At 32.5% G+C, this 17,004-nt stretch carries 17 protein-coding genes and 1 other annotated feature; all 17 genes read left to right on the top strand.

Features of this window, described 5'->3' with window-relative positions:
* Nucleotides 1-45: 45 nt before the first annotated feature.
* On the top strand, nucleotides 46-699 hold the full coding sequence (ppaX, locus tag ACGHJ8_RS12155; RefSeq protein ID WP_211963085.1) for a pyrophosphatase PpaX: 654 nt from the start codon (nucleotides 46-48) through the stop codon (nucleotides 697-699).
* Nucleotides 696-1,598, top strand: coding sequence for a thioredoxin-disulfide reductase (trxB, locus tag ACGHJ8_RS12150; RefSeq protein ID WP_390540584.1), 903 nt, complete (start codon nucleotides 696-698; stop codon nucleotides 1,596-1,598). The genes ppaX and trxB overlap by 4 nt, the downstream gene beginning before the upstream one ends.
* A gap of 99 nt (nucleotides 1,599-1,697) precedes the next feature.
* Entirely contained in the window at nucleotides 1,698-2,546 is an 849-nt protein-coding gene (gene rapZ / locus ACGHJ8_RS12145) for an RNase adapter RapZ (protein WP_390540583.1), read from the top strand.
* 12 nt (nucleotides 2,547-2,558) lie between these two features.
* On the top strand, nucleotides 2,559-3,506 hold the full coding sequence (gene whiA / locus ACGHJ8_RS12140; RefSeq protein ID WP_087358352.1) for a DNA-binding protein WhiA: 948 nt from the start codon (nucleotides 2,559-2,561) through the stop codon (nucleotides 3,504-3,506).
* Nucleotides 3,507-3,508: 2 nt separating this feature from the next.
* The gene (locus tag ACGHJ8_RS12135; protein ID WP_087358353.1) at nucleotides 3,509-3,745 is read left to right on the top strand and encodes a helix-turn-helix domain-containing protein; all 237 of its coding nucleotides are present in this window, start codon (nucleotides 3,509-3,511) and stop codon (nucleotides 3,743-3,745) included.
* 43 nt (nucleotides 3,746-3,788) lie between these two features.
* Entirely contained in the window at nucleotides 3,789-4,061 is a 273-nt protein-coding gene (locus ACGHJ8_RS12130) for a DUF4834 domain-containing protein (RefSeq protein WP_390540580.1), read from the top strand.
* Nucleotides 4,062-4,079: 18 nt separating this feature from the next.
* Nucleotides 4,080-5,333: a DUF5050 domain-containing protein gene (locus tag ACGHJ8_RS12125; RefSeq protein ID WP_390540578.1), complete on the top strand. Its 1,254-nt coding sequence runs from the start codon at nucleotides 4,080-4,082 to the stop codon at nucleotides 5,331-5,333.
* Nucleotides 5,333-5,668: a hypothetical protein gene (locus ACGHJ8_RS12120; RefSeq protein WP_205090661.1), complete on the top strand. Its 336-nt coding sequence runs from the start codon at nucleotides 5,333-5,335 to the stop codon at nucleotides 5,666-5,668. Before ACGHJ8_RS12125 ends, ACGHJ8_RS12120 begins: the two co-directional genes overlap by 1 nt.
* A gap of 100 nt (nucleotides 5,669-5,768) precedes the next feature.
* Nucleotides 5,769-7,121, top strand: a complete 1,353-nt coding sequence (murF, locus tag ACGHJ8_RS12115) for a UDP-N-acetylmuramoyl-tripeptide--D-alanyl-D-alanine ligase (RefSeq protein WP_390540575.1) — start codon at nucleotides 5,769-5,771, stop codon at nucleotides 7,119-7,121.
* Nucleotides 7,118-8,155: a D-alanine--D-alanine ligase family protein gene (locus ACGHJ8_RS12110; RefSeq protein ID WP_087358364.1), complete on the top strand. Its 1,038-nt coding sequence runs from the start codon at nucleotides 7,118-7,120 to the stop codon at nucleotides 8,153-8,155. Before murF ends, ACGHJ8_RS12110 begins: the two co-directional genes overlap by 4 nt.
* A gap of 688 nt (nucleotides 8,156-8,843) precedes the next feature.
* Entirely contained in the window at nucleotides 8,844-9,734 is an 891-nt protein-coding gene (locus ACGHJ8_RS12105; RefSeq protein ID WP_390540573.1) for a hypothetical protein, read from the top strand.
* Between the two features lie 407 nt (nucleotides 9,735-10,141).
* Complete coding sequence (locus ACGHJ8_RS12100) at nucleotides 10,142-10,888, top strand: helix-turn-helix domain-containing protein (RefSeq protein ID WP_390540555.1); 747 nt, start codon at nucleotides 10,142-10,144, stop codon at nucleotides 10,886-10,888.
* Nucleotides 10,774-11,826, top strand: coding sequence for an IS3 family transposase (locus tag ACGHJ8_RS12095; RefSeq protein ID WP_349291058.1), 1,053 nt, complete (start codon nucleotides 10,774-10,776; stop codon nucleotides 11,824-11,826). Before ACGHJ8_RS12100 ends, ACGHJ8_RS12095 begins: the two co-directional genes overlap by 115 nt.
* A gap of 288 nt (nucleotides 11,827-12,114) precedes the next feature.
* Nucleotides 12,115-12,366, top strand: a binding site (T-box leader).
* 57 nt (nucleotides 12,367-12,423) lie between these two features.
* Nucleotides 12,424-14,109: a 2-isopropylmalate synthase gene (gene leuA / locus ACGHJ8_RS12090; protein WP_087357658.1), complete on the top strand. Its 1,686-nt coding sequence runs from the start codon at nucleotides 12,424-12,426 to the stop codon at nucleotides 14,107-14,109.
* A 3-nt stretch (nucleotides 14,110-14,112) separates the two neighbouring features.
* Entirely contained in the window at nucleotides 14,113-14,628 is a 516-nt protein-coding gene (gene ilvN / locus ACGHJ8_RS12085) for an acetolactate synthase small subunit (protein WP_087357657.1), read from the top strand.
* Nucleotides 14,629-14,632: 4 nt separating this feature from the next.
* Entirely contained in the window at nucleotides 14,633-15,649 is a 1,017-nt protein-coding gene (gene ilvC / locus ACGHJ8_RS12080; protein WP_390540570.1) for a ketol-acid reductoisomerase, read from the top strand.
* 83 nt (nucleotides 15,650-15,732) lie between these two features.
* Nucleotides 15,733-17,004, top strand: a complete 1,272-nt coding sequence (gene leuC / locus ACGHJ8_RS12075; protein WP_390540568.1) for a 3-isopropylmalate dehydratase large subunit — start codon at nucleotides 15,733-15,735, stop codon at nucleotides 17,002-17,004.

Genomic DNA, 17,004 nt, shown 5'->3' with positions numbered 1-17,004 from the left:
GGGTGATGAGAAGAATTGTGTTATAATGCAAACAAAGGAGAAAGTATGAAAAAAGATTTTGCGGTTATTTTTGATTTGGATGGGACGTTGTTAAATACAGATTTATTGATTCAAAAATCTTTTGAACATGTTTTTAAGCGTTATAAACCTGATTATCAGATTAGTGATGAAGAACATTTATCATTTTTAGGACCAACATTAAAAGAAACTTTTTCAAGATATTTTCCTGATGATATGATTGATGAGTTGATTGAATATTATCGTGAATATAATCATAAGCACCATCAAGACTATGTGACGATTTATCCACATATTAGAGAAACCTTGAAAACTTTAAAACAAAAAGGGTATCCTTTAGCTGTTGTGACAACGAAATATCGTCAAGCTGCTTATATTGGTTTAGATTTATTTGATTTGACTAATTATTTTGATATGGTTTTAGGAATGAATGATGTCCAACATGTTAAACCTCATCCAGAAGGTATCGTGAAAGTTATGCAGACTTTAGCGTGTAATCGAGGATTATATATTGGCGATAATATCACAGATATTATGGCAGGAAAGAATGCAGGAATTTATACTGCAGGTGTCAAGTGGACACCGAAGGGATATGAAATATTAGAAAAGTTAGAGCCTGATTTGATGATTGATGATATGCAGGACATTATAACATTTGTAGAAAGGGTGAGTGAAGAATGATTGATTTAATTGTTGTAGGAGCTGGACCAGCCGGTTTAACAGCGGCTTTATATGCATCTCGTGCTGGAGCGAGTGTGCTTGTTTTAGATGGTGGGGCACCCGGTGGAAAGATGAATTTAACAGCTGAAATAGAAAACTATCCGGGTTTAATTACAAAAGGACCACAACTAGCTTATGCAATGTATGAACAATGTCTTTCTTTTGGTGCAAAGTATGAATATGGTGAAGTGACACAGATTGAACACTATGAAGATCATCAAGTTGTTTATGTCGGAGAAAAAACATATGAAGCACGTTATGTTTTCATTGCGACAGGAACGAAAGAACGCCATATGGGAATCCCTCATGAAGAAGAAATGAGTGGGAGAGGTGTTTCATATTGTGCTGTCTGTGATGGACCATTCTTTAAGAATAAGGATGTATGTGTTGTGGGTGGAGGTAATAGTGCTATTGAAGAAGCCATTTATCTCAGTGATATTGTCAGTCGTGTTCATATTATTGTTCGTCGTGATGTTTTACGTGCTGATCAATACTTGGTTAATAAATTACAAACAAAAGAAAATATTGAAATGCATTATTTAAAGAAACCTCATGAGATTGTTGTGGACAATCAAAAGGTCGCTGGATTGGTTGTTGAAGATTCACATACAGGAGAATTGTCTACGATTGAAGCACAAGGTATTTTCCCATTTATTGGTTTGGATCCTATTACAGAATTTGTGAAGGATTTAGGTATTGTCAATGAAAAAGGTTATATTGAAGTTGATGAAAATCAAGAAACAAAAGTTGCTGGTATTTTTGCGGGTGGCGATGTGACTGACAAATCATTGCGTCAAGTTGTTACTGCTGCAAATGATGGAGCTGTTGCCGGACAATACATTGCTTCATTATTAAAATAATTGTCAAAGGGAAAGGAGATTTCTTTTCTCTTTTTTTATGAAAAGAGTACACTTATAATGTGATTTTTGATATATTATAAAAGGAGAGGGTGAGTGAGTATGAATAAAATTGAAGTTGTTGTGGTTACAGGAATGTCAGGTGCTGGAAAGACACAGGCGATGGCTATTTTTGAGAATATGGAATATCGTTGTATTGATAATTATCCGATTCCTTTATTAAAGGAGTTTGGAGATTTGATGCGTACTTCAACGAAATATTCTAAAGTGGCTATGGCAGTATCTTTAGGTGATGCAATTTTAGCTGTGCGTATTTTGTCTAATATGGATTGGGTGGATTTAACGGTTATTTTTCTGGATTGTGATGATAAAGTCTTGCTTTCACGTTATAAACAAACAAGACGTTCTCACCCATTAATGATTAGTAATGTGGCTTCTTCGTTAGTTGAAGCGATTGAATTTGAAAGAGAAATGGCTGATCCTATTAGTCAATTAGCAAATATTGTGATTGATACAACATTATTGAAATCAACAAAATTACAAGATAAACTGGAAAGTTATTTTCATAAAGGAAATCGAGATGTTTTTAGAGTTTCTTTTATTTCCTTTGGTTATAAACATGGTATTCCAAGAGATGCAGATTTATTGTTAGATGTTCGTTTTTTGCCAAATCCTTTCTATATTGAAAGTTTAAGAAAATTAACAGGTAATGATAAAGAAGTTTATGATTATGTGATGTCACAAAGTGAAACACAGGAATTTGTTCGTAGAACGATTGAATACTATGATTATTTACTTGAAAAATATGAAGAAGAAGGTAAAATGCAGATGATTATTGGGATTGGATGTACTGGGGGACAACATCGCTCAGTGACGCTTACAAATTATTTTGCTGAACATTATTCTCAATATTATCAAGTTTATAAATGGCATCGTGATGCTGATCATTAAGGAGGTTTTAAGATGATTTCTTTTTCAAGAATCGTCAAAGAGGAGATTGTTTTCAATGATTTTGATCAAGAATGTGAAAAAGCTATTTTATGTGCGATGATTAAAATCATTGGCACATTGTCTTTAAATCAGTCGGGATTATCATTAACTTTAAGAACAGAGAATGCGAAAATTGCTTCTAAATTACATAAGTTCTTAAAAGATTTATATCAGCCCCATATTGAATTTAGAGTTTCCAGAAAGATGAAATTAAAGAAAAATAATATCTATATACTCAAAGTATCCAAAGCCAGAGAGATATTAGAAGATCTACATCTTATGGAAGGAATTGGGATTCAAAGTTTTCCAGATATTCGTTTTTTAGAAACAGATACGAAAAAAAGAGCCTATCTGGCAGGGGTTTTCTTATCTTGTGGAAGTGTTAATAATCCTGATACATCAAATTATCATCTAGAAATGAGTGTCAATGAACCTGAATATGCTTCATTTATTATGGAATTAATGAATCATTATGATTTGAATGCAAAAATGATTAAAAGACGTAATAAATATGTTGTGTATTTAAAATCTGCTGAAAAGATTGGTGATTTTTTAAGAGCAATTGGGGCTTCTCAATCGGTTATGAATTTTGAAATGACACGTATTGATCGTTCGATGGCTAATACAGTGAATCGATGGAATAATTGTGATATAGCTAATGAAGTGAAAGCAATGAGTGCGTCAACTTCGCAGATTGAAGATATTGCCTATATTATTGATAAGGTAGGAATAGAAATTTTAGATGATAAAACACGTACAGTGGCATTGCTGCGTTTAGATAATCCAGAATTAACATTAAACGAACTGGCAGACGCCTATGTTCAAAAAACCGGACAGACCATTAGTAAATCTGGTTTGCATCATCGTTTTAAAAAGATCAAAGAAGAAGCACAAAAAATACGTCAAATGGAGAACGGATAGTTATGGAAAATATTAATGTACGATTTGGCAGAAGAATTAAAGAATTACGTTTGATGCAAAATGTTTCGCAGGAAGAATTAGGGTTTCGTTGTCAATTATCTAAAAACTATGTATCCGATGTCGAAAGAGGACGTCGTAATGTGTCGTTGAAGGTTGTTGAAAAGTTTGCCTTAGGATTAAAAGTGCCAGTTTATTATTTATTTGTCTGGCACGAAGATGAAGAAACAGTTCATTTATAGTTTATATTTATCATATAGACTATATCGCAAAAGGAGAAATGTTATGGGATATAATTTTATCTATTTGTTATGTGTTTTGGTATTATTGATGTTAGCATTAAGATTATTTTTACCAATACTCATGGCTGTTATTGGTGTGATTGTTGTCATCTGGTTGATTAGAAAATTGTTTTCTTCACATCGTCGTCATCAGACATATGAAGAAGATGATCGCAGTTATTATGAATCAATTTATGAGGAAGATTCCAAACAAAATGAGGATGTTATTGATGTGGATTATAAAGTTGTTGATGAACAGGAAAATCCACATCAATAGGATGAGGGAGATGAAGATATGTTTTGTCCAAGATGTCAAAATGAAGTCAATGAAGATATGAACTATTGTCCACATTGTGGATATCCAATGAAGCACTGTCCTTATTGTCATCATCTGATTCAAGATGATGATCTTTATTGTCCAACATGTGGAAAAATGCTTCATAAAGCATCTCAAGATGATATTGGAGGTTATTATGAACCTTTATTTCATGATGGAAATGATAATCATCATGAACATCAAAAGACATTTAAAGATATACCAGTCAATCAAAAGGTGAATAAAGTTGTTGTTTTGGTAAGTGTCATTGTCCTTGTAATTTTATCAGTATTGTCTTATGAATATATTGAACATGGACCTTCTTTAACACCAGAAACATCAAAAACAACATTACCACGTCAAGAAATGACAATTTCAGGTCAAACAGATCAATCCAGTTTGACAGGTAATCAAAATCAAAATGGTCAGGCATATTTTGATGGAAAAAATCTTTATTTATGTGATTTACAGGGAAATCTTATATTAATGGATCAAAATTTGAATCAACAAAAAACATTGTTGTCTAAAAAATGTGAGAATCTGATTGTGCATAATGATACCATTTATTATACAGATACAAATAATCATTTTTGTGAAATGTCAACAGATGGTCAAAATCAAAAAACTATTCTTTCTAAAGCTGTTTATTATCCTTATTTGGATAATCAGCAATTATATTATCAGTTAGATGAAGATCAGGAATCTCTTTATGTTTATAATTTAGAAAGCAAAAAAGAAACAAAACTAAATGATCGACCAACCTATTGTATTAATGTTGTAGATGATATGATTTATTATTTATCTAAAGATGGTATATATCGTATACGTAAAGATGGAAAGAATGATGAAAAGCTGTTAAGTGGAACATTTGATAATGTCATTTATTCACAAGGAAAACTTTATTATCTATCGACTGAAGGTATCTGTGCTTTTGATATCGAGAGTCAAAAAGTATCAGTGATTAAAGAACTTGTTGCATCTTTTATTAATATGAATGATCAATATCTATTCTATCAGTCAATGGATGGTAGTGTGGAAAGATATGACTTGAAAACGCAAGAAGAAAAAACAATTTATAATGGGCTGGTAGAAATAGGATATATTGTTGGAGATAAGCTGATTGTTGAAACGAGTGTGTCCTTATATACACAGGATAGCTATGCTGTTGTGATGGATTTTGATGGAACACAGCAACAAAGATTATTTTTTGATGGACAAGGAGATTATATTTAATGATTGTCGTTCTTGTTTCAGCAAGATATCAGCGTATTTTAGAATGGCTATCTCATGAACCTATTGAAGCCATTAAGACGATTGAAGTTGTCAAAAGAGTTGGACCTAAAATCTTCTTGTATGTTGATACATCACTTTCTTATGAAAAGATTATACAGTCTTTTCGACAACGTATTATAAGCTGTGGAGGCATTATGTATGTTTATCAGTTTTATCGTATTTTTAATGGGATGATTGATTATAATGAATATTTATCTGATGAAACAAAAATGTCCATGCCTTATTATCAATCTCATCATAAAGATATTTTAGAATCAGAGTATTTAAAAAAATAGTTACAAGTGTAGCTATTTTTTTATTTAAAGATACTCAAATCATAGCATTCCTTGTAAACAGGTGCTATAATAGTGCATATATTAAAAATGAGGTAAAATTATGTTGATAAAAGAGATTGTTGAAGCAACAGGTGGAACATTATTATGTGGAAATATGAATGATGATGTGAGAGGATTTACACAAGATACAAGACAGATTCATCAAGGAGATATGTATATACCACTTGTTGGTGAAAAAAATGATGGACATCAGTTTATTAAACAGGCTTTTGAAGCAGGGGCGAGTGCTGTGATGACAGCTCATCCTATTGAGGACGATACACATAATGTGATTCTGGTTAAAGATACTTTACAGGCTTTAACAGATATGGCAGCTTATTTAAGAGAACATCGAGATGTGAAAGTTGTAGGAATTACAGGAAGTGTAGGAAAAACAAGTACAAAAGATATGATCTATGCAGTTGTATCTACACAATATAAAACATTAAAAACTTTAGGAAACTATAACAATCATATTGGATTACCATTGACGATTTTAAGATATCAAAATGAAGACGTGATGGTACTAGAAATGGGAATGAATCACTTAGGTGAGATTCGTCATTTAACGCATATTGCCAAACCTGATATTGCTTGTATTACCAATGTGGGAACAGCTCATATTGGAGAGTTAGGTTCACGTGAAAATATTTTAAAAGCAAAGATGGAAATTGTTGATGGGTTATCAAATGATGGGACTTTGATTATTAATGATAACAATGATTTATTGCATACTGTAGCATGTGATTCTTGTGATGTTGTTCGTGTGGGATACAATGATGATTGTCAGCTTAAAGCTCATCATCTTCAATTATTGCTGGAGGAATCTTATTTTGATTTAGATTATCAAGGTAAAACTTATCATGTGCATGTGCCTGTTTCAGGGGAACATTTTGTTGTGAATGCTCTTATAGCTATCGCTGTGGGATTATCTTTAGATATTCCTATTGAAAAGTGTATCGCAGGTATTGATCGTTTTGAATTGACAAAGAACCGTATGGATATTATTGAACTCAATCAAGGAATGAAAGTCATTGATGGAACGTATAATGCCAATCTTGATTCTATGAAATCAAGTCTTGATGTATTGGCTCAATATCCTGAAAGAAAAATAGCTGTTCTGGCAGATATGCTGGAATTAGGAGAATATGAACAGGTATTTCATGAAGAAGTAGGAGATTATGTTGCACAAAAACATATTGATGTCTTATTGACGGTAGGTCAGGCAAGTAGGCATATTATGTTAAAGGCAAAGGAAAAAGGCATGGAAGCCTATCATTTTGAAAATAATCAACAATTAAAGCAAAAGCTTGAACAGATGATTCAAAAAAATGATGTGATTTTAGTGAAAGGATCTCATGGAATGCATCTTCATGAAATTGTGGAATATTTAAAGGAGATATATAAAAAATGAAAAAATTAATGATTATTTGTGGGGGACAATCTACGGAACATTCCATTTCTAGAATGTCTTGTACCTCAGTTTTAAAAAATCTTCATAAAGAACGCTATGTATTAACATTAGTAGGTATTGATCGTGATGGACAATGGTATTTACTAGATGATACACAAGAAGATTTGTCTTTAGATTCATGGTTAGATAACGCCCAAGAAATAACAGATATATATAACTTATTAAAGAAGCAGGATGTGATTTTCCCTGTGCTTCATGGTCAATATGGTGAAGATGGAACAATTCAAGGATTATTTGAACTCGTTAATGTTCCTTATGTGGGATGTAGAACTTTCGCTTCTAGTGTAGCGATGGATAAAATTTATACAAAGAAAATTTTGGAAACAGTGGGTATTCCACAAGTGAAATCTTTATATATTAAAAAAAGATATGATGGACAATATGTCGTTGTGGATCATCAATTTCAAGAACATAAAGATATTTTAAATTGGGTTGAAGATAAATTAGGATTTCCTTGTTTTGTGAAAGCAAGTCGTTCTGGTTCCAGTGTAGGATGTTATCGTGTGGACCAAAAAGAACAATTCTTAGATATCTTACATCAGGCAGGACAGTATGATAGCCATATTGTTGTTGAAGAATGTATTGATTGTATTGAATTGGAAACAGCAGTATTAGGTAATGATGATCCTATTGTTTCTCGTGTTGGTCAAATTATGCCTCATGGAGAGTTTTATACTTTTGAATCAAAGTATGAAGATGAAGAAAGCAAAACATGTATTCCTGCATTAGTTGATGCTAACATTCAAGAAAAAATTCGAGAATATGCATTAAAAGTTTTCAAAGCTGTTGATGGACATGGGCTTTCTCGTGTGGATTTTTTCTTGGATAAGAAAACAAATCAGATTTATCTTAATGAAATTAATACGATGCCCGGATTCACAAAGATTTCGATGTATCCTCAGTTAATAGCTGATTTAGGCATCCCTTATAGTGATTTAATTGATCGTCTTATTGATTTAGCTTTTGATCGATAGAATAACCTTTGGGGTTATTCTTTTTGTATTCAATTAAAATCCACAAACTATCGCGTAGTAACGAGATTTAAAAATGAGATGTGATTCCTAAAGCTAAAAAGTAAGATAATCAAAAAGTGTATAAAACAATATAAAAGTAGTATTGGTGATTGTTGTACAGTAAAAGGATAAGAAAAGCATACAAGAATATTTCAAAAATTCATTGAAAGAAGATAAAGAGGCAGAACAATTAATGAAATGATCCATTCAACAAGAAATAATGCAAGATGCTAGGATAGGTCGCATAAAATGAAGGAGATTCAGCCTTTGTTCTAGAAACAGGCTTGTTCTCATAAAAAACACGAGATGAGTTGATAGGTATTTATTAAAAGTAAAAATATAAATTCAATTTGTTTATATTTGTGAAAAGATAGATGAATTGTTAAATAACTGATTTTTCATTTTCAACATATATTTTTTATAAAGGATTGTTAAAATTTATTGAAGTGAATATTAAGTTTAAATGAATGGTATTTATATTTTTCTTGATTTATGATTAAATAATGTTGTAGTGCACTATATATAAATATTTGAATAAGAAGGGAAAATTGTAGATTAAAAATCTTCAATATAGTAGAAAATGAATATAAACTTGAAAAAAATATCAGTATCATTATTAGCGTCTGCTTTTCTATTCTCGGTGATAGAAATGCAGAATGTTTCAGCTTTTTCTAATGATGAAAAAGAAATTGTATTAGATAGTAATGGAGATGAAACAAACACACCAATTGATGACATCAATGCAATTATTGATTTGCAAAATGAAGCATTTGTTGAGGAAAATTTCAGTTCTGTAAAAGAATATGAAAATCAATTGAATAGTTTAGGTGTCCAAACTGTTACGGGATCTGAATTGGCAAAAATCATTGGTGAAGATCAAGTTGGAGGTATTGCTAAAGTTAAAGGTGCAACAATGAAAACAGTATATAGTAAATATACTACTGGAGGAAAAACATATGATGTAATGAGAGTGCTTGCAACTCCCACGACAAGTAGTAATTTATACAAAACTGCTGTTACTGCTTTGAAATCTAATACCTCAGCTCAAGCAAAAACGTTTAGTGTTTTAAAAACAATTGGAAAAACAGTAGCTGGTGAAAGTAAAGCTGGAAAAGCTATTTCAGCATATGATTTTATTAAATCAGTTGCATCTGATATATCATGTACAACAACTGTTACAAGTATAAGTAGTTCATATACTTGGAATACTGCTGAAACATGCTCTTTTGTCTATTTTAAATCACCAAGTGGATTATGGGTTCATTCGGCTTCTTATACAAAAGCATCATGCACGGTGACAGTTGTTGTTCCTACACTTAAATATGGAGCTAATGGTGCAAAAACAGCTCATAGAACTGCTACTTATACTAGCACGTTTACTCCAGCATATTATGACAGTACATCTAAGGCTTATGCAGGATATAAAGGTTCAACATATATATCACAGAGAATTAAATCAGTAAATATTACTGGAGTATCAGGAAAAACAGTAAAAAATGTTGTCTTGACATGTCCATATAATACGACTATGGTAAATTGAGTTAATGAAACGAAGATATAAAAAATTTGTCATTTATATGCTAGTATATGACTTTTTGGCGATTCTTGTGGTATCAGCTACCACAGTAGTTCCCGTTAATATTAATCTGGATATATTCTATTATGTATTATGTTTCATTGGTTTTATTGGAACGGTAGCTATTTATGTCTTATATCCTTTTATATGGAGATGTCATTTTTGTGGTAGTTTACTGGATATGAGTAGCATATTTTCTGGTAAGAAGTGTTCACACTGTGGCACAGATATATTTGATGACTAGAATTATGAAAAATGATAAAATTGGGTGCTATGATAAGGCTTCAAATAAAGCTATATATCTATTTTGATATGATAACCTCCTAGTACACAGTGTAAATAATTAAACACTGATACGGGAGGTTTTTATATTGAGAAGAAAAAGCAAATATTCTAAAGAACTAAAAATAGAAATATGTAAACGTTATTTGAATGGTGAAGGATCTACTTATTCATTAGCTGATGAAATCGGCACAAATAATATGGTTGTTTATAGATGGGTTAAAAAATACAATGCTTTTGGTGAATCAGCTTTTGATGATTTAAAATCAAATAATGCATATACTAAAACATTTAAACAGATGGTTGTAGATGCTTATTTAAACGGCGAAGGTTCATTAGATGATCTGGCAATAAAATATAATATTTCTTCTAATAGCACTATCATAAAGTGGATAAAAGATTATAATAGTCATATGGAATTGAAGGATTACATTCCTGGAGGAGAAGATATCTATATGGCGAAAAGCAGAAAAGTAAATAAAGAAGAACGTATTGAAATTGTAAAGTATTGTCTTGAACATGATTTGGACTATAAGACAACAGCTAAGGTATTTGAAACAACTTACGCTAATGTCTTTAATTGGGTCAAGAAGTATAAGGAAAAAGGCGAAGATGGTTTAGGTGATAGACGTGGACATCATAAAGCTGATGAAGAAGTTGATGAAATGACTTTATTAAAACGACAGCTCAAACAAAAGGAATATGAACTTGAAATGGCACTATTGGAGGTAAGAATGTTAAAAAAATTGGACGAGATAGAAAGAAGGCGATATACAGAGAAAGCAAATATGAAGAAGAATATGAAGCAATCAAAGAAATTAGCGAAGAAGAAGTAGATAAAGGAAACACACCAAATATATCACTTATGTGTAGAATACTTGATGTCAAACGTGCAAACTATTATAAATGGCTTCATCATGAAAAGAGTATTGTAGACAAGGAAAATGAAGAGATAGCTGAGCTGATCAAAGAATATCATAAAAAATATAACGGATTATTAGGTTATAGAATGATGGCTGATAGAATAAATAGAGATCATCATAGACATTATAGTGACAAACGTATCTATAAGATCATGAGGACATTAGGTATTCAAAGCATCATTCGACCTAAACGAAGAAGTTGTACAGTTAGAAAAAATAACAACACAGCTAAGAATAATCTTAATAGAGATTTCAATGCATCAAGACCAAATGAAAAATGGGTAACTGATGTCACAGAATTCAAATATGGCCCACATAATGAATATAAGCTTTATTTGAGTGCATTTCTTGATCTCTATGATAGAACAGTCGTCAGTTATGAAGTTGGTAATCACAATAATAATATTCTTGTTTTTAATACATTTGATAAAGCAATTCAAGCTAATAAAGATGCACATCCTTTATGTCATTCGGATGGAGGATATCAATACACAAGTCCAGCCTTTGTAAATATGCTTAAAGAGCAGGGAATGACACAAAGCATGTCAAGAGTTCACTGCTGCATAGATAATGGACCAATGGAAGGCTTTTGGGGAATCATGAAATGTGAGATGTATTATTATGGAAAACATTACAACACAAAGGACGAACTTATTAAGGCTATTGATGATTGGATTCATTATTACATGTATGAAAGATATCAAAGAAGATTTGGAGTAAAGACACCATATGAAGTGAGAAGAGAAGCACTATCATTACAAAGACCAAATCAATATCCAATATTAGAAAATAAAAGAATCATAAAATATAAACAAGAACATTATACAAGTAATACAACATTAGCTGCATAAAGAAAAATGAAGTTGTCTCCTCGGCAACTTCATCAAAAACATTTTTAATTATTTCACCTGTCTACTTGACAGGGGCGGTTCATTTTGATATATAGTTTTTTATCTTTTATATAGGAATTGATTGCTTATGATGGGGTAAAAGATATTTTTTTGTTGTGTTTTATTTTTTGAAAAAGGCGAAAAATAGAATATAATATTTCATAAAACCAAAAAAAGAAATGCTTAAAAATATAAAATATGGTTGACTATATTTATAAAAAGGTATATGATATATCCAACAACTCTATAATAAATACAGAGATAGGAAATAGTAAATAATAAGGGAAGCATAGAGAAGTTCTGGATGGTGGAAAGAACTGTGATGTTATTATTGAACTCGTCCTTGAGTGGAGCACTGAAAGAAAAGTAAGCTGCTACGGAATGCGACCGTTATCACGCTAGAGTATGAACTTATGAATAAGCGTACTTGATAAGGTTATTGTTGTGAGGCAATAATGAATATGAGGTGGAACCACGAAGTCATGTACTCTCGTCCTCTATTATGATTTTTTCATAATGAGAACGAGTTTTTTTATTATAGGAAAGGAGAGGAATAGGATGAACTACAAAAAGTATAAGAAGTTTGAAACAGTAAAATTGAAAGACCGTACTTGGCCAGATCATGAAATTGAAAAAGCACCAATCTGGTGTTCAGTTGATTTACGTGATGGTAATCAGGCTTTAATTACACCAATGGATATTGACGAAAAGGTTGAGATGTTTCAATTGCTTGTTCAGTTAGGTTTTAAAGAAATTGAAGTTGGTTTTCCATCATCATCACAGATTGAGTATGATTTTTTAAGATTATTAATAGAAAAGAATTTGATTCCTGATGATGTGACAGTTCAAGTTTTAACACAGGCAAGAGAACATTTGATTAAAAGAACTTTTGAATCATTAAAGGGATTAAAAAAAGCGATTGTGCATATTTATAATTCAACATCTATTTTACAAAGAGATGTTGTATTCCATAAGAGTAAAGAAGAAATCAAAAAGATTGCTGTAGATGGAACACAATTGGTTAAAGAGTTATCAAAAGATTTTGATGGAGAAGTGATTTTAGAGTATTCACCTGAAAGTTTTACAGGAACAGAAGTAGATTATGCAATGGAAGTGTGCGAAGCTGTTTTGGATACATGGGAAGCTTCACCAGAAAGAAAGGTTATTATTAATCTGCCTTCTACTGTAGAAATGGATACACCAAATGTTTATGCTGATCAGATTGAATGGATGTGTCGTCACTTTAAAGATAGAAACAGAGTTATTGTGAGTGTTCATCCACATAATGATAGAGGTTGTGGTGTTGCTGCAACAGAGCTGGCATTGTTAGCTGGGGCTGATCGTGTTGAAGGAACATTGTTTGGTAATGGGGAAAGAACAGGAAACGTAGATATTGTGACATTGGCTTTAAATATGTTTACACATGGCATTGATCCAAAATTGGAATTAGGTCAAATGAATCAAATTAAAGATGTTTACGAAAAATGTACAAAGATGGATGTACCACCAAGACAACCTTATGCTGGGGAACTTGTTTTTACAGCTTTTTCTGGTAGTCATCAAGATGCGATTAATAAAGGTATGTATGCTTATCATCAACGTGGTGAAGGTATCTGGGAAGTACCTTATTTACCAATTGATCCAGCTGATTTGAATCGTCAATATGAACCAATTGTGCGTATTAACTCACAATCAGGTAAAGGTGGCGTTGCTTATGTGATGGATACTGTCTTTGGTTATCATCTCCCAAAAGCATTACAAGGTGATTTTGCGAAAGCTATTCAAAATATTAGTGAAATTGAAGGGGAAGTTTCACCAGAACGTATCTATGATACGTTTAAGAAAGAATATATTGATTTAGAATATCCATATAAATTTATTAAACAGCGATTAATTGATATTAGTGATGAAAGTGATGAATATGAAAGACGTGCTGAAGTGACTATTGAAGATCATGGTGAAGTTAAGACTTTGATTGGTTATGGAAATGGACCAATTGACGCTGTAAAGAATGCCTTTAATTCAACTGATGATTTTCTTTATACTGATTTAATGGATTATAGTGAACATGCTTTAACGGCTGGTTCTAATTCAAAGGCAGCTGCCTATGTTCAACTTCGACCTCAAGGTGAAGAACTTTGTGAGTATGGGGTTGGGGTTCATTTGAATATTACAACAGCGACGATTAAAGCCATGATTTCAGCGATGAATCGTATTTATAAAAATATAAAAAAGGAAGGATAATTTATGGAAGAACTCATTTTATCGATTCTTGTGCATAATAGTGCAGGAGTTTTGACGCGTGTGAGTGGTTTGTTTTCAAGACGAGGTTACAACATTGATAGTTTAACAGTGGGTCCTACAAATACAGAAGGGATTTCAAGAATGACAGTTGTTGCTCATGGAAATCAACAGATTTTGGAACAGATTGAAAAACAACTCAGAAAATTGGAAGATGTCTTAGAAATTTTTGCTTTATCGGCTGAAACATCTGTTTATCGTGAACTGGTGATGATTAAAGTAGAAGCAAATCAAGACACACGTGCAGATATTGTTTCAATTGTAGATATTTTTAGAGCAAAAATTGTGGATGTGTCACCTGATTCAATGGTCATTGAAGTGACAGGAACACATAGTAAGATTAATGGCTTATTGGCTATGTTAGATGGGTTCAATATTGTTGAGATTGTTCGTACTGGGGTTGCTGGTATTGCAAGAGGTCTTAATGATTTTGAAATAAATAAAAAAGAAAACAGGGGGTAAAAAAATGTCAAAAATTTATTATGAATCAGATTGTAATTTAGCTTTATTAGATGGAAAGACAGTCGCTATTATTGGTTATGGGTCACAAGGTCATGCACATGCATTGAACTTAAAAGAGTCTGGAGTTCATGTCATTGTTGGTTTATATGAAGGATCTAAGTCATGGGCTAAGGCTGAAGCTCAGGGATTTGAAGTTTATACTTCAGCTGAAGCTGCTAAAAAAGCAGATATTATCATGATTTTAATTAATGATGAATTACAGGCAAAATTATATAAAGAATCTATTGAACCAAACTTGGAAGAAGGAAACATGTTGATGTTTGCACATGGATTTAATATCCATTTTGGACAAATCGTACCACCAAAAAATGTGGATGTCACAATGATTGCACCAAAAGCACCGGGACATACAGTGCGTAGTGAATATCAGGCTGGTAAAGGAACACCATGTTTGGTAGCTGTAGAACAAGATGCGACAGGTCGTGCTTTGGATATCGCTTTAGCTTATGGTTTAGCTATCGGTGGAGCAAGAGCAGGTATTTTGGAAACAACATTTAGAACAGAAACAGAAACAGATTTATTTGGTGAACAAGCTGTTTTATGTGGTGGTGTCTGTGCCTTAATGCAGGCAGGTTTCGATACTTTAGTAGAAGCAGGATATGATCCAAAGAATGCATATTTTGAATGTGTTCATGAAATGAAATTAATTGTAGATTTGATTTATCAATCTGGATTTGAAGGAATGAGATATTCTATTTCAAATACTGCTGAATATGGTGATTATATCACTGGACCAAAGATTATTACTGATGAAACAAGAAAGGCTATGAAAAACATCTTAAAAGATATTCAAGATGGTACATTTGCGAAAGATTTCTTATTAGATATGTCAGCAGCTGGAGGACAGGCTCACTTTAAAGCAATGCGTAAATTAGCAAAAGAACATCAAAGTGAAAAAGTAGGTAAAGAAATTAGAAGTTTATATAGCTGGTCTGATGAAGATAAATTAATTAATAACTAAAATCACACACACTTTGTGTGTGTTCAGTAAAGAGTCTATTGACTCTTTAGTGAGGACATACAAAGGAAAAGGGGGAATAAGAGATGTCAATGACAATGACACAGAAAATATTGGCTGATCATGCGGGGTTAAAAGAAGTGAGTGCTGGTCAATTGATTGAAGCAAAATTAGATGTGGTCATGGCAAATGATATTACAGGACCAATGGCTTTGCCTATTTTTAAACAAATGGCAGACCATGTCTTTGATAAAGATAAGGTTGTTTTGGTACCTGATCATTTTACACCAAATAAAGATATGAAATCGGCAGAAAATTCTAAGGCTATCAGAGAATTTTCTAGAGAACAATGTTTAACACACTATATGGAACAAGGAAAATGTGGTGTTGAACATGCCATTTTACCAGAACAGGGAATTGTTGTGGCAGGTGAATGTATTATCGGTGCTGATTCTCATACATGTACTTATGGGGCTTTAGGTGCTTTTTCAACAGGAGTAGGAACAACAGATATAGCAACAGGTATGGCAACAGGTGAACTTTGGTTTAAAGTACCAAGTGCCATCAAGTTTGTATTAAAAGGTGAATTACAGCCTTATGTCAGTGGTAAAGATGTTATCTTACATATTATTGGACGTATTGGTGTTGATGGTGCTTTATACAAATCTATGGAATTTACTGGGGATGGTGTAGCTTCACTGACAATGGATGATCGTTTTACAATTTGTAATATGGCTATTGAAGCAGGGGCTAAAAACGGAATCTTCCCAGTTGATGAAATAACACGTGAATATATGCAAAAACATTCTAAGAAAGTCTATAAAGAATATCAGGCTGATGAATATGCCGAGTATGATGAAGTCATTGAAATTGACTTATCAAAGATTACACCAACAGTGGCTTTCCCTCATTTACCGGGTAATGCACATACAATGGAAGAAATCAATGAAAGTGAAAAAATATATATTGATCAAGTTGTGATTGGTTCATGTACGAATGGACGTTTAAGTGACTTGCGTAAAGCTGCACAAATTTTAAAAGGGAAAAAGGTGGCAGATACTGTAAGAGTCATGGTGATTCCAGCCACACAAAAGATTTTTGTGGAATGTATTAGAGAAGGTTTAGCAGAAATTTTTGTTGAAGCGGGATGTGCATTCAATACACCAAGCTGTGGTCCATGTATGGGTGGACATATGGGCGTCATGGCTAAAGGTGAAAAATGTGTTTCCACAACAAATCGTAATTTCGTTGGAAGAATGGGTGATACAGAAGCTTTAATTTATTTGGCTTCACCGGAAGTGGCAGTGGCAAGTGCCATTGCAGGTTATATTGCTGATCCAAGAAAGGCAGGGAATTAG

Source organism: Massiliimicrobium timonense (assembly GCF_042850985.1).
GTDB lineage: Bacteria > Bacillota_I > Bacilli_A > Erysipelotrichales > Coprobacillaceae > Allocoprobacillus.
The sequence above is the reverse complement of the archived record's forward strand: the minus strand, read 5'-3'. Positions and strand labels throughout refer to the sequence as shown.

Excerpts from the sequence above, each read along its gene's own strand:
- ppaX (WP_211963085.1), top strand. The coding sequence starts at position 46 with ATGAAAAAAGATTTTGCGGTTATTTTTGATTTGGATGGGACGTTGTTA.
- trxB (WP_390540584.1), top strand. The coding sequence starts at position 696 with ATGATTGATTTAATTGTTGTAGGAGCTGGACCAGCCGGTTTAACAGCG.
- rapZ (WP_390540583.1), top strand. The coding sequence starts at position 1,698 with ATGAATAAAATTGAAGTTGTTGTGGTTACAGGAATGTCAGGTGCTGGA.
- whiA (WP_087358352.1), top strand. The coding sequence starts at position 2,559 with ATGATTTCTTTTTCAAGAATCGTCAAAGAGGAGATTGTTTTCAATGAT.
- ACGHJ8_RS12135 (WP_087358353.1), top strand. The coding sequence starts at position 3,509 with ATGGAAAATATTAATGTACGATTTGGCAGAAGAATTAAAGAATTACGT.
- ACGHJ8_RS12130 (WP_390540580.1), top strand. The coding sequence starts at position 3,789 with ATGGGATATAATTTTATCTATTTGTTATGTGTTTTGGTATTATTGATG.
- ACGHJ8_RS12125 (WP_390540578.1), top strand. The coding sequence starts at position 4,080 with ATGTTTTGTCCAAGATGTCAAAATGAAGTCAATGAAGATATGAACTAT.
- ACGHJ8_RS12120 (WP_205090661.1), top strand. The coding sequence starts at position 5,333 with ATGATTGTCGTTCTTGTTTCAGCAAGATATCAGCGTATTTTAGAATGG.
- murF (WP_390540575.1), top strand. The coding sequence starts at position 5,769 with ATGTTGATAAAAGAGATTGTTGAAGCAACAGGTGGAACATTATTATGT.
- ACGHJ8_RS12110 (WP_087358364.1), top strand. The coding sequence starts at position 7,118 with ATGAAAAAATTAATGATTATTTGTGGGGGACAATCTACGGAACATTCC.
- ACGHJ8_RS12105 (WP_390540573.1), top strand. The coding sequence starts at position 8,844 with ATGCAGAATGTTTCAGCTTTTTCTAATGATGAAAAAGAAATTGTATTA.
- leuA (WP_087357658.1), top strand. The coding sequence starts at position 12,424 with ATGAACTACAAAAAGTATAAGAAGTTTGAAACAGTAAAATTGAAAGAC.
- ilvN (WP_087357657.1), top strand. The coding sequence starts at position 14,113 with ATGGAAGAACTCATTTTATCGATTCTTGTGCATAATAGTGCAGGAGTT.
- ilvC (WP_390540570.1), top strand. The coding sequence starts at position 14,633 with ATGTCAAAAATTTATTATGAATCAGATTGTAATTTAGCTTTATTAGAT.
- leuC (WP_390540568.1), top strand. The coding sequence starts at position 15,733 with ATGTCAATGACAATGACACAGAAAATATTGGCTGATCATGCGGGGTTA.